Source organism: Vibrio spartinae (assembly GCF_024347135.1).
Taxonomy (GTDB): domain Bacteria; phylum Pseudomonadota; class Gammaproteobacteria; order Enterobacterales; family Vibrionaceae; genus Vibrio; species Vibrio spartinae.
In genome coordinates, this window is the sequence record NZ_AP024907.1 from 2,848,920 (window position 1) to 2,860,998 (window position 12,079).

Genomic DNA, 12,079 nt, shown 5'->3' on the forward strand with positions numbered 1-12,079 from the left:
CTTAAACCAATCGATCAGAGGAATTCATCAGCACCACCTGACAACATGATTTCACCGTTGTCAGCCATTCTGCGGGCAATCGCCAAAATTTCTTTCTGTGCAGCTTCCACATCCGAGACTTTAATTGGCGGCATCGCTTCAAGATCGTCTCTGAGCATTTCGGCTGCACGTTTAGACATATTTTTGAAGATTTTCTCTTTCAGGGTGTCATCCGCACCTTTCAGTGCTTTCTGCAAGATATCCTGTGGCACATCCCGCAACAGTTTCTGGATTCCCTGATCATCAACTTCAGCGAGGTTTTCAAAGACAAACATCAGATCCTGAATCTGCGTAGCCAGATCTTCATCCTGATCACGCATTTGCTCCATCAGGACGCCTTCAACGTTATTATCGAGATAGTTCATAATATCGGCAGCGGCTTTCAGACCACCAATTTTCGCAGCTTGTGCGCCCGCTTGGCCGGCAAACTGTTTCTCCATAATTTCATTCAATTCTGCCAATGCCGATGGCTGTACTTCCTCCAGATTAGCAATCCGCAGCATCAAGTCCAGTCGATCCCGTTCAGCAAATTGTGCCAAAATTTCAGCCGATTGGTCTGGATCGAGATAAGACAAAACAATTGTCTGAATCTGAGGATGCTCATTGACTATAATGCTGGCGACCTGACGTGGGTCCATCCATTTCAAAGAGTCCAAACCTTTTGAACCGGTTCCCAGCAGGATTTGATCCACTAGGTTATTAGCTTTATCTTCGCCTAAAGCCGCAACCAAGGCATTACGCATAAAGTCTTCGCTGCCCATTCCGATATTGGTGTACTTCTGAATATCTTCCAGAAATGCCCGGTGGACAGCACTCACCTTACCCTGACTGAGCTCATTAGAACGAGCCATCGCACTACCAACTCGCTGGACCTGTTTCGGTTCTAGGTGACGAATAATACCGGCAGCATCGTCCTCATTCAGACTCAACAAGAGGATTGCAGCTTTTTCATCGCCACTAATTGATCCGATATCAACGTCTTGAGGGACCAGATCACCGCCATTTTCTTTCTCATCAGCCATCGTTCACCATCCAATTTTTCACAACCTGAGCAGCGAGTTCCGGCTCATTGGCAACCAAGGCCCGTACCGCTTTCAGTACGTCTTCATCTTTATGTAAATTCGGTAAGTCAATCGTCGAACCGAACTCGAACAAATCACCCGCTTCAATGTCTTCACCAATCAGGCTGGTTTCACCATCGGCACCAATCGGTACGCCATCGGGGCCATAAAGCTGGTCGTCATCGTTACTTGCTGGGTTGATAAGTTTTTTCATTGCCGGACGAACCAATACCAGAATCACGACAATGATAACCAATGCACTTGCCAGCCAGCGGATCCATTCGCCAAAGTTCGGGTTTTCCCATATCGGTACATCGGTGAGCGGTTCCATTTCAGGCTTGGCAAATTGCATACTTAAGACATTTAATAAATCGCCTCTTTGTTTACTATAGCCAATCGCACCGATCAGTACCTGACGCACAGCATTCAGCTGACTGTCAGACAAAGGTTTATAGGTGACCTCACCCGTATCCGGATTCACAACCTCACGGTCTTTAATGGCAACGGAAACCGTCTGACGATTAATCACACCGGTTTGCTTCCGCTCATGACTCACTGTCGTGTTCAATTCGTAATTGCGCGTTGCTTCTTTATGGACCGACCCTTGACCGACGGTCGATCCATCTTTCATTTGTGCAACATCTTCCGGGATAGAAGAATCTGCCGGGGGTTGATTACTCAACGCGCCGGGAACACCCGCGACAACATTTGCGTTGTTATAATCTTCAAGCGTGTATTCACTACGGGTTGATGGCTTTTTCGGGTCAAATTGACGACTAGTTTGTTCAATGGCACTGAAGTCCATTTCAACATCCACCTGCGCAGTATATTGCCCCAACCCGAGAATCGGGATCAGCACTGAATCAATTTTATCTTTGAGTGCCTGCTCTTGCTTACGCTCTAATTCTTGCTCTTTCCGACGTGCGGTTGATAAGGGGTCGGCCGACCCAGAGTTAAGCAGACGTCCATGTTGATCGGTGACAGTAATGCGGGTGGTTTTCATGCCAGGTACGGCACTGGCAACCATATCAACAATCGAATCGATTTCTTCCTGTTTCAGATTTGCACCGGTTCTCAGCGTCAAAAAAACCGATGCTGAAGCTTCTTGATTTTGACGGACAAACACACTCGATTTAGGCATCGCCAGCAATACACGTGCTTTTCGCACCTGATTCATGGCTTCAATTGCTTTGGCTAACTGGCGCTCGCGGCTCAGTTTTAACCTCTCGATTTCAAGACGCTGTGAGACGCCGAACCCCATATCCTGAAGCAGAATATCATCGCCGGCCTGTTTCTCCTGATTCAGACCAGCCCGGGCTAAATCCAATTTGAGTCCGCTGTATTCAGTGACCGGAACCAAAATCGTATTGCCATCGAGTTTGTAGTCTTTCTTGCTCTGATCGAGATAGTCCAGAATCGGGATTAACTCCTCGGTATCATAGGCTCCCAGTGGACGCATTTCCGGCTCTTTCACCCAGAAAAACAGCATCATGATCAAAGCGACACAAATAGAGATAGAAAGGACGAGAACAACCTGACGAATCAGGTCCAAATCACCGACGGCAAAATCGAAACGTGATGAACTTTTCTCATCCAAATCAGGATCTTGATGATCGACGGGCAAATCCGTATCTGCGGAAAGCGCCCCACCGTCGCTTAAAGTCAGGTCTGTCGATTGGTTATCTTCGGCCACGTTGCTTACCTACAATACTTCAAAATTGATACCGAAACGTCACAGTTAAACCGGCATGTTCATCAGTTCTTTATAAGCATCAATGAGCTTATTTCGAACTTGTACGGTTGCATCAAATGCAACACTTGCTTTATTTCTTGCGATCATGACATCGGACAAAGACACACCGTCATCACCCCGATCAAAGCTCGTTTGCAGATTACTGGATGCCTGTTGTAATCCATTCACGTTGTTAATCGCTGTATTAAGCAGCTCACCAAAGTCAGCACTCACTGACTGTCCGGTTGGTGTCGTTGGTTTACCGCTGGCTTCCTGTATCATTGACTGCATTTCAGTCTGTAATCCATCTAGTCTCATAAGTTCCCCCCGATAGCCAAATCTTTGACTCGTATAACCGTTGCTTATCTCTTATCCAGCAATTAGTGTGCCATTTGATAAATAATATTTACCCCGGAATATCAATCCCTGCATCTCTCATCTTCGCCAGCTTATAGCGCAAGGTTCTCGGACTAATCCCCAGACGCTCAGCCATCTCTTTCCGCCGTCCTTTACAAGCAACCAGAGTTTCCAGAATAATGGAATATTCCTGATCGCGAAGCTCACCTCCCAAATCAGAAATACTTGACTGATGGGTGCTCATCTCACTGTGAGCCACAGTTTTGACAGTCGGTGCTTCAACTGGTTGTGATGTCGAGCGCGGCTGATCATTTTCAACCAATCTTTGTAAACTGCCGGCATCCTTCCAATCGACGCCTTCCAAGAGGATATGATCTTCGTCGATATTGCCATTCTCACTCAAAATCAAAGCTCTCTGAATGACATTATCCAGTTCACGCACGTTACCGGGCCACGGATAAGACAGTAGTTTTTCAACGGCTGATGTTGCGATCCGGGGCATTGCGATACCAAGCTTTTTACAGTGACGTTCAACCAAATGCTGCGCCAAAGGTTTGATGTCATCCTGACGCTCTCGCAGCGCTGGCCATGAAATGGGGAAAACATTCAGGCGATAGTATAAATCTTCGCGAAATTCACCTTCCTGAACATAGCTTTTTAAATCGCGGTTACTGGTCGCAAGCACTCTGACATCCAATTGAATACTTTTACGGCTTCCCAGACGCTCTACTTCTCTTTCCTGTAGCACCCGTAATAGCTTGGCCTGAAGGTTCAAGTCCATTTCACTGATTTCATCGAGGAGAATGGTCCCACCTTGTGCTTGTTCAAATTTTCCGGGACAAGCTTGGATTGCGCCGGTGAAGGCCCCTTTCTCATAACCAAACAGGGTCGCTTCCAGCATATTGTCCGGAATCGCAGCACAATTGATCGCGATAAAAGGACCATCTTTTCGCAATGAGGCATTGTGAATGTAGCGAGACATCACCTCCTTTCCGGAGCCACTCGGCCCGAGAATCATGACATTTGCGTCAGTTTTAGCAACTTTCTCCGCTAAAGCGAGTAATTTCACACTTTTCTCATCAGCGACAACCGCATCGCCATTGTCATCTGATTTGACCGGGGCATAACGGCTGACCATATTCAGCAACACTTCAGGTGCAAATGGTTTCGCCATATAATCAATGGCACCTTCTTTCATCGCTGCAACGGCATCTTCAATATTGGCATATGCAGTCATCAGTAATACCGGGAGATTCGGCCAATGCTGTTTGATATTTCTCAATAATGCCAGACCACCCATACCAGCCATTTGCACATCAGAGACCACGATATCAACGCCCTCTGATTTTAGCTTTACCAGTGCTTCTTCAGCACAATCAGCTTCGACCCATTCATAACCGGCCAGAGCTAAGGTATCCACCAATGCCTCGCGCAAACCTTCATCATCTTCAACAATTAATACTTTGCTCTGAGCCATGATTACTCTCCTGCCTCTGAATTCTTATGAGAAACCGTCCGCTCCAGAGGAAGACACATCGTGAAACATGCACCGTCCCCTTCTTCAGAAATCAAGTCTAGATGCCCATCGTGTGCACGACAAACCATCTGAACAACCGCAAGCCCTAACCCCGTTCCCTGCGAACGCGTGGTAAAAAAAGGCTCCATAATTTTATTTTGCATCTCAGCAGCAATTCCCGGCCCGTTATCCTGTACAGAAATCTTCAACATATTTTGGACAGGTCGGAAGAACACATCAATCTGAGCACCTTTCCCGCTATTCTGAATCGCATTCATCACCAAATTACTCAACGCTGAAGCGATTGCATTGGGATTTCCCAGCAAAGCCGTATCCGGATGTTCGATTTCTTGCCCGTAGTCGATCTGATGACTTTGTATCGCCGTTTCGACCATTGGATAAAATTCCTGAACTAACGCATCAAGTGTAAAGGATTTGACGACTTTATTATCGCCTCCCTTGGCAAACAGCAGCATGTCATTGACTTGTTTATCCAAATCATGCAACCGATCCATCAATTTCGTTTGAAAACGTTCACGTGTTGCAGCCGATAACTGAGGCGCAGCAAGGTTAGACGCATACAGCATCGCACTCGATAAAGGGGTGCGAACCTGATGTGCCAATGACGCCACCATTCGGCCCAGTGAAGAGAGCCGTTGTAAATCACTCACTCGCGCCTGAAGCAAACGGGTTTCGGTTAAATCGGTAATGAGGATCAGTTGACCAGTTGACGATGCTGAGATCGCGAGCCGCACTTTTCTGCCATTGCGTAGCGAAATTTCGTGTCCATCATCTTCTTTCGGTGCAAAAGCAGACTGAATCACAGCGTACCAGCGTTCACCGACTAATGGAATTTCCAGCAGCCGAACCGCTTCAGGATTTGCCTCACGGACAATGCCCTGCGTATCCAACAAAATAACGCCGGCAGGCATGACATCCAGTACCTGTTTGTATCGTTCAACCTGATCTTCTATCGAATCGAGATGAGAAAGCTGTTGTGACTGAGATTCTTGCATATCCGTTTTCTGTTCTGTAAAAACAACAATAGTCTGAAAAGCAAAAAGCGTTCCAGACTATTTTTTATATAAAATTCAATCTATTACATCAACAGAAGAAATATGATGACAATATATTGACTCTTTTCTGACGTTTAACGGTTCATCTCATATTTTTTCATCTTTTCAACCAGCGTCGTTCTGCGCATCCCTAGCATGTCTGCAGCACGGGCAACCACACCATCTTGAGCATCCAAGGCTTGATTAATCAGATTCACTTCCAGCTCTGCCAACAATTCCTTGAGATTAACACCTTCAGGGGGCAAGGATTGAGGCGCATTCACATGGTTTATCAAATCCTGCTCTACATCACTCAGTTGAAAATCTTCAGAAAAAATGTCTGCCAGTACATCCCGTTCCTGCTCTTCAATACTACTGTAACGACTCACCTCCGGTTGGAATTCCGGAATATCGCTGTAGCGATATTTGGTTGGTAAGTGATTGACATCAATCAAGCTATTTGGAAAAAGAATGATCATCCGTTCAACCAAATTCGCTAATTCCCGAACATTTCCCGGCCAATGATGTTCCATCAGCGACTGAATCGCTCGCGGCGTAAAACAGATAGGTGAAGCCCCTTCGGATTCCATGCGCGTCAGCAGTTCTTGAATTAACAAAGGAATGTCGTCTTTACGCTCTTTCAACGCAGGCATTTCAATCGGAAAAACATTCAATCGATAATAGAGATCTTCGCGGAATAATTCCTTATTGATCATCGATTCCAGATTGCGATGCGTTGCTGCAATGACACGAACGTTAACTTTAATCGTGGCATTACCGCCAACCCGTTCAAAACAGCGTTCTTGCAACACACGCAGCAACTTCACCTGCATTGCCATTGGCATATCACCAATTTCATCCAGAAATAAGGTTCCGCCTTCTGCCAATTCAAACCGACCTTTACGTGCCGTGAGTGCCCCGGTAAATGCACCTTTTTCATGCCCAAAAAGTTCACTTTCCAATAAATCGGCAGGGATCGCACCACAGTTAATCGGCACAAAAGGACCGTTACGTCGCGGTGAATGATAATGGACATTGCGTGCAACAACTTCTTTCCCAGTTCCGGATTCACCGAGAATCAGCACATTAGCATCCGTTCCTGAAACTTGCTCAATCAAATGACGGACATCTTGAATGCCGGAACTCTGTCCGACTAAACTTCTGAACAGCGTTGTTTTACGCCCAGAGGTAAATACAGAAATGCCTTTACGTCCCAGAAAATCCTTACAATGCCTCAGCGCTTCAGCTAACTGAGGATAATTGAGAGGCAAATCAAGTTCGCCAACATAATTAGAGAATGCTTCCAAAGAGTAAGGCTGTTGATCCATCATCAACAGTGGGATATGAGAGAGATCCTGTAAACGTGTCTGCGCCATCGCAGACAGATGTCCACTTTGCAACGAACCAAGCAGACAGCCAGCCCATACGTCAGACCAATCAATCTGTTCAAATTGAGACGATTCGATTACCTCGCAAGGTTCACCGACAAAATCCAAAATAATACTGATTTGCTGACGAATTGCAGGATTATCCTCAATCACGAGCAGTTTCGCTAAACCTTGCATAGGTAAGTATATTGCCTTCATCCATTAGGTTATTGTTGCCGTTGAATTTCTACGTTGACCTGGTGAGATATCGTTTACTCAATCTATCTCTAGATAAACATAGACAAAAACTCAGACGACCAGCAACAAAAAAGCCACTAATCTATAGTGATAGTGGCTTCTATTCTATTGAATTCAAAAAATATGGCAATACGAAGACGCCACTCAATCATCGATTGAGTGAGATTCTTCCAATAAAACCTATGCACCCACTTCAGAAGAAGTGAGATGGTGATACTCTGAAGGTATCTGATCCCAAGCCGATTTTATTTCTCGAATGATATCAATTACATCATCAAGCAGCTCTGGTTCATTGAGATGATTTGCCTGTGTAATTTGGGTAATCACAAATTCGTAAAGCTGATCTAGGTTTCTGGCAATATCCCCACCATCTTCCATTGATAAACAACTCCGTAGACTGATGATGATGTCCAAGGCCTTACCTAAACGCTCACCTTTGACAGGAATATTGCCTTGCATCATCGCCGCTTTGCCCTGTATCAGTCGCTCAATCGCGCCGGCCATCAGCATCTGTACGACTTTATGTGGTGAGGCAGCACTGAGCTGGCTGTCCACTGATACTTTTTTGTAAGCCTGTAAAGAACCACGCATAGTCTTCCTCTTTCATAAAAACTTCTTGTACTGCTGAACAGATTTATTCCCATACCGGTACTTTTTCAGTGAATGACCGATACCTGATGTTTTCAGTTGCATCTCTTCAACCAGTCGTTGGGTGCGTTCGATTGCACACTGCCACGGCTCTGAACGTGAGAACTGTTGATTTTCTGACGCTTCCTGAACCAATACCTGCAATATCTGATCCCTTTTATCGACTAATCGGTGAATTACTTCAGTATTTATTTCTTCTTCCTGAAGATGTTCACTAATTTCGTGATCAAGATCACTTAATTGACTCAGATGATTATCCATTTGACGAACCTAATGCATTCATCATCCCTGACAGCTGGCTTTGCATTTTACTTGTTGCATCCTGCATCGCCAGAAACTTATCATGAGTTCGTTGTTCTAATGTGTTCATCCGGCGATCCAGTGCCTCTTGGTTATCGTCCAAACGACGGTTCTGTTCAACCATACTCTTTTCTCGAGTACGCAGAGACCCAGTCACACCGGTCATCCCTTGAATCGCGTCTTCAACTCTTTTGGCAAAACCATCCCGGCCACCAAAAAACTCACCAAGTTTATTAAAATTGTTGTTCAGTTGCCGGGTTAGCATATCTTCGTTGATTTCCAATGTGCCTTGCCGGGTCGTTGTAATACCAAACTCCGTGAGTGTTTTTAAATTTTCAGGCGCTTGCTTGATCTGAGAAGAAAAAACCCGTTTCATCCGGGAGTCCGCATTACGGACAACACTGTCACCCGCAAGTGGCCCGGCTTGGCCTGTCTTTGGATCCACATTTGATAGCTCTTTCGACAGCTGGTAAAACTGATTGTATGCACTGACGAATTTGTGAATATCATCTTTGACCGTATCCCGGTCATACTCAATATCAATTTCCGCAGGTGGCTGATTGGCTTTCGTTTTTCCTTTGACTTTTAAATCAACACCATCAATCGCATTTTCAATAATGTTGTTCTTGCTTGACAGAGTCGCAACCCCATCCAACATAACTTTGGCATCCTGAGCAGACTGAACTTCTGACATCCCTTGATAGGCATCAAATGCTTGCTGAGCGGCTTGCAGTTCAGATTGCACTTTTTCCACTTTTTCGATGTAAGCCCGCTCTTCCGGCGATAATCGCGCGCGTTCCTGTGCTTTCGCTTCCTCTGGTGTCATTTGACCAGAGCGAACGGCAGCTTCGATATCTGCTTCTTCCTGTGCTAACTTTTTCTGCAGCTTATCTTGCGCTTCTTTAGGCGTTACGTACGAATCATATAATGTTCCTGATGCGGCATTTGACCATCCGGGCACATTGGAAGACTTATCGATCGTACTTTGATCCAGTTCCGGTTGCGGCTCTTGATAAGAGTCTAACAACGTCCCGGATGCTGTTTCCGACCACCCGGGAATGCGATCTTCAGGACGGACATAATCTTGCGCTTTTTTCGCAGCCTCTGCGGCTGCATTGGCAGCAGTGTCCGATAATTCGCTCGTTGCAGATGCGTCGGGTTGGGCTTTTTCAGCAGCTTGGCGGATCTCATCCGCGACAGACTGATCAACGGCTCGGGCTGCCGTTTCTAATTTTTCGGCAACTTTCCCTGCGATTTTTTGCTGTTCTGGTGTGAGCGGCGTAATCAGTTGTTGCGCTTGAGAACGTGCTTGTTCTAAATCCTTAACCCGTTGCTCCAGCGTTTTATATTCCAGTTTTTTTAAGCTACTACCATTGGGCGCATCAGCGCCTATCTGGATTTTATTATCTTGGCCGGATTGGTTTGAAGCAATAATGAGACGAGGACCGTCGATATCATTAATCACAGAGGCGCGAACCCCTGGGTTCCCTTCCGCAGCATTAATGCCGTTCACGACATCTTTCAGACGTGAATTTGATTGAATATCAACGGTAAAACGACGGTTGTCGAGTGAAATATGCAGCTTACCCGGCCCAAATTTCTCATCTTCCGTAAAAACGTTAGATGCAACTTTATGACTTTGGGCAAGCTGCAACACATCGATAGCGTATCTTCCTGCGATGGCATCAGTTGTCGCTGTCGCTGAGACGACATTTTCATTGGTCGTATCAACTTTTCGCAATGCAAACGCTTTTTCTTGGCGAAAATTTGCCATGAGCGTTTTCATTGTATCCAACGACTCTCCGAGTCGGCCGTAGGCACTAATACTGGCATTATTTTGCGTCCGCTGATTATCGATCCGTTGCTGCTTGGGAACACGCTCCGAATCGACAATCTTACGAACCATGGAATTAATATCCATGCCAGAATTCATCCCTAACGGGCCCAGACTCATCCAATCACCTCAAAATAACGTTACACTTTGGTCATCAAAAGACCAGATCGATGATCCTGATCTCTGGCCAAGCGTCGCAAGACAACAAGTATCTCTTCTTCCGGAATCTGACGAATTACATCACCGGTATCAGCTTCGTAAATCGTCACCACATCCCGTCCGGACTCTTCATCAACTCGAAACGACAATCCTTTATTGAGTGAAGAAACAAATTCATGCATCTGCTTCATCACTTGGGCTCGCTGTTCTTCGTTAATTCGCTTCCGCTCTTTTGACACTTTTTCTACTGTCTGAGCGGAATCCGCTTGCCGCACTTTCATCTCTTCGGCAAGCTTGTCCATTCGTTCTGCGTCTTTATTCACAGAAACACTTCTTGCACTATTACTGTCATTCTCTGAAGCAATTTTAGTGCCATTTTGTGAGCCGTAAGGCTGGATGTTCGATGTGTAGGATGAAACTTCCATAACAATCTCCCTTCCACCTCATTGGGTTCAAATCATCAGACTACTTTGACCCCAAGCTCAAAATAGTCCGTTGATTACCCCAATAGACTAAGAGCTGCAGATGGAGCCTGCTTCGCCTGCGCCAGTACCGAGGTACTTGCTTGTTGCAGAATTTGAGACTTGGTCATCTGCGTTGTTTCTTTTGCATAATCAGTATCTTTAATACGACTCCGTGATGCATTCACGTTTTCGTTAATATTTTCAAGGTTACTGATTGCATGTCCGAAGCGGTTTTGGAAAGCCCCCAAAGAAGCCCGTTGACTATCAACCGATTTCAGCGCACCATCAAGGACAGCTACCGCCAGTTGAGAACCACCGACAGTCGAAACATCGACACTCTGAACGGTCATATCCTGACCTTCACCGAAACCGATTTCAGAGCCCAGTCCACCACCGATGGTGACATCACCAGTTACTTTTTGTGAAGAAGCAAATAGCTGTAATTTGCCACCATCTCCAACAGAAGCCTGAATGTCACTATTCTGCCCATTAATGTAAGTCGCTACCTCTTCCAGATCATCGCCAGTTTTCGCATTAATCGTCAACTCTTGGGCGTCACCGTCTTTATTAGTATAACTCAAGGTGAGATCGGTTGCGTTAGAGACCATCCAGTCTGGAGATTTTCCTTCTTGCGCAACATATGCACGCCCCCCCATATTTTGCGTATCGGTTCGCATGCTACCCATCGTCAAAGATACGGCTTCACCAGAATCAGCACCGATCTGAAAAGATTTGCTACCAAACGTCCCATTGAGGAGTTTATTTCCCCCGAACGATGTCGTTTCAGCAATCCGGTCCAGCTCATCATTTAATGCTGAAACCTCTTCCTGAATCGCATTACGATCCGCACTCGAGTTAGAACCATTCGAAGATTGCAGAGACAGATCCCGCATTCGCTGCAAGATGGATGTGGTTTCATTCATCGCACCTTCAGCAGTTTGTGCAATTGAAATGCCATCATTCGCATTTCTAACCGCCATATCTAACCCGTTACTTTGCGAGGTTAAGCGATTCGAAATTTGCAACCCTGCGGCATCATCTTTCGCACTGTTAATCCGGTAACCGGAAGACAGTCGCTCCATTGATTTCTGAGCGCTATCCGCAGCATTATTCAAATAACGCTGCGCGGTCATACCCGAGATATTGGTATTTACACTAATTGGCATATTGATCTCCTTTAACGGATAGTTGATGTGCTGCTGTGTCTCTCACCTCACTTTCACACATCTCATTTCTCTCAATCTTGTTAACGGCTAGGGATCTATATCCTTTAGAATATTTTTAATTTT

Annotated in this window: 11 protein-coding genes; all 11 read right to left on the reverse strand. The window is 45.7% G+C overall.

Annotated features, from left to right (window positions below):
* Positions 1-14 precede the first annotated feature (14 nt).
* The 11 genes from fliG to OCU60_RS12745 all read right to left on the reverse strand — a co-directional run bounded on the left by fliG (position 15) and on the right by OCU60_RS12745 (position 11,956).
* The gene (gene fliG / locus OCU60_RS12695; RefSeq protein ID WP_074371588.1) at positions 15-1,061 is read right to left on the reverse strand and encodes a flagellar motor switch protein FliG; all 1,047 of its coding nucleotides are present in this window, start codon (positions 1,059-1,061) and stop codon (positions 15-17) included.
* Positions 1,054-2,793 carry a flagellar basal-body MS-ring/collar protein FliF gene (gene fliF / locus OCU60_RS12700; protein ID WP_074371589.1) on the reverse strand — a complete coding sequence of 580 codons (1,740 nt, stop codon included), beginning with the start codon at positions 2,791-2,793 and terminating at the stop codon, positions 1,054-1,056. The genes fliG and fliF overlap by 8 nt, the downstream gene beginning before the upstream one ends.
* 45 nt (positions 2,794-2,838) lie before the next feature.
* Positions 2,839-3,150, reverse strand: coding sequence for a flagellar hook-basal body complex protein FliE (gene fliE, locus OCU60_RS12705; protein WP_074371590.1), 312 nt, complete (start codon positions 3,148-3,150; stop codon positions 2,839-2,841).
* 88 nt (positions 3,151-3,238) lie between these two features.
* Complete coding sequence (locus tag OCU60_RS12710; protein WP_074371591.1) at positions 3,239-4,666, reverse strand: sigma-54-dependent transcriptional regulator; 1,428 nt, start codon at positions 4,664-4,666, stop codon at positions 3,239-3,241.
* A 2-nt stretch (positions 4,667-4,668) separates the two neighbouring features.
* Positions 4,669-5,721 carry a sensor histidine kinase gene (locus tag OCU60_RS12715; RefSeq protein WP_074371592.1) on the reverse strand — a complete coding sequence of 351 codons (1,053 nt, stop codon included), beginning with the start codon at positions 5,719-5,721 and terminating at the stop codon, positions 4,669-4,671.
* Positions 5,722-5,855: 134 nt separating this feature from the next.
* Positions 5,856-7,325, reverse strand: a complete 1,470-nt coding sequence (locus OCU60_RS12720) for a sigma-54 dependent transcriptional regulator (protein ID WP_074371593.1) — start codon at positions 7,323-7,325, stop codon at positions 5,856-5,858.
* 240 nt (positions 7,326-7,565) lie between these two features.
* Positions 7,566-7,976: a flagellar export chaperone FliS gene (gene fliS / locus OCU60_RS12725; protein WP_072956554.1), complete on the reverse strand. Its 411-nt coding sequence runs from the start codon at positions 7,974-7,976 to the stop codon at positions 7,566-7,568.
* Positions 7,977-7,988: 12 nt separating this feature from the next.
* A complete protein-coding gene (locus OCU60_RS12730; RefSeq protein WP_074371594.1) occupies positions 7,989-8,294 on the reverse strand; it encodes a flagellar protein FliT in 306 nt (101 codons plus the stop codon).
* On the reverse strand, positions 8,287-10,287 hold the full coding sequence (gene fliD / locus OCU60_RS12735; RefSeq protein WP_074371595.1) for a flagellar filament capping protein FliD: 2,001 nt from the start codon (positions 10,285-10,287) through the stop codon (positions 8,287-8,289). The genes OCU60_RS12730 and fliD overlap by 8 nt, the downstream gene beginning before the upstream one ends.
* A 20-nt stretch (positions 10,288-10,307) precedes the next feature.
* The gene (flaG, locus tag OCU60_RS12740) at positions 10,308-10,751 is read right to left on the reverse strand and encodes a flagellar protein FlaG (RefSeq protein ID WP_074371596.1); all 444 of its coding nucleotides are present in this window, start codon (positions 10,749-10,751) and stop codon (positions 10,308-10,310) included.
* 74 nt (positions 10,752-10,825) lie between these two features.
* Positions 10,826-11,956 carry a flagellin gene (locus tag OCU60_RS12745; RefSeq protein ID WP_074371597.1) on the reverse strand — a complete coding sequence of 377 codons (1,131 nt, stop codon included), beginning with the start codon at positions 11,954-11,956 and terminating at the stop codon, positions 10,826-10,828.
* Positions 11,957-12,079: the final 123 nt, after the last annotated feature.

Excerpts from the sequence above, each read along its gene's own strand:
- fliG (WP_074371588.1), bottom strand. The coding sequence starts at position 1,061 with ATGGCTGATGAGAAAGAAAATGGCGGTGATCTGGTCCCTCAAGACGTT.
- fliE (WP_074371590.1), bottom strand. The coding sequence starts at position 3,150 with ATGAGACTAGATGGATTACAGACTGAAATGCAGTCAATGATACAGGAA.
- flaG (WP_074371596.1), bottom strand. The coding sequence starts at position 10,751 with ATGGAAGTTTCATCCTACACATCGAACATCCAGCCTTACGGCTCACAA.
- OCU60_RS12715 (WP_074371592.1), bottom strand. The coding sequence starts at position 5,721 with ATGCAAGAATCTCAGTCACAACAGCTTTCTCATCTCGATTCGATAGAA.
- OCU60_RS12720 (WP_074371593.1), bottom strand. The coding sequence starts at position 7,325 with ATGCAAGGTTTAGCGAAACTGCTCGTGATTGAGGATAATCCTGCAATT.
- fliS (WP_072956554.1), bottom strand. The coding sequence starts at position 7,976 with ATGCGTGGTTCTTTACAGGCTTACAAAAAAGTATCAGTGGACAGCCAG.
- OCU60_RS12730 (WP_074371594.1), bottom strand. The coding sequence starts at position 8,294 with ATGGATAATCATCTGAGTCAATTAAGTGATCTTGATCACGAAATTAGT.
- OCU60_RS12745 (WP_074371597.1), bottom strand. The coding sequence starts at position 11,956 with ATGCCAATTAGTGTAAATACCAATATCTCGGGTATGACCGCGCAGCGT.
- fliD (WP_074371595.1), bottom strand. The coding sequence starts at position 10,287 with ATGAGTCTGGGCCCGTTAGGGATGAATTCTGGCATGGATATTAATTCC.
- OCU60_RS12710 (WP_074371591.1), bottom strand. The coding sequence starts at position 4,666 with ATGGCTCAGAGCAAAGTATTAATTGTTGAAGATGATGAAGGTTTGCGC.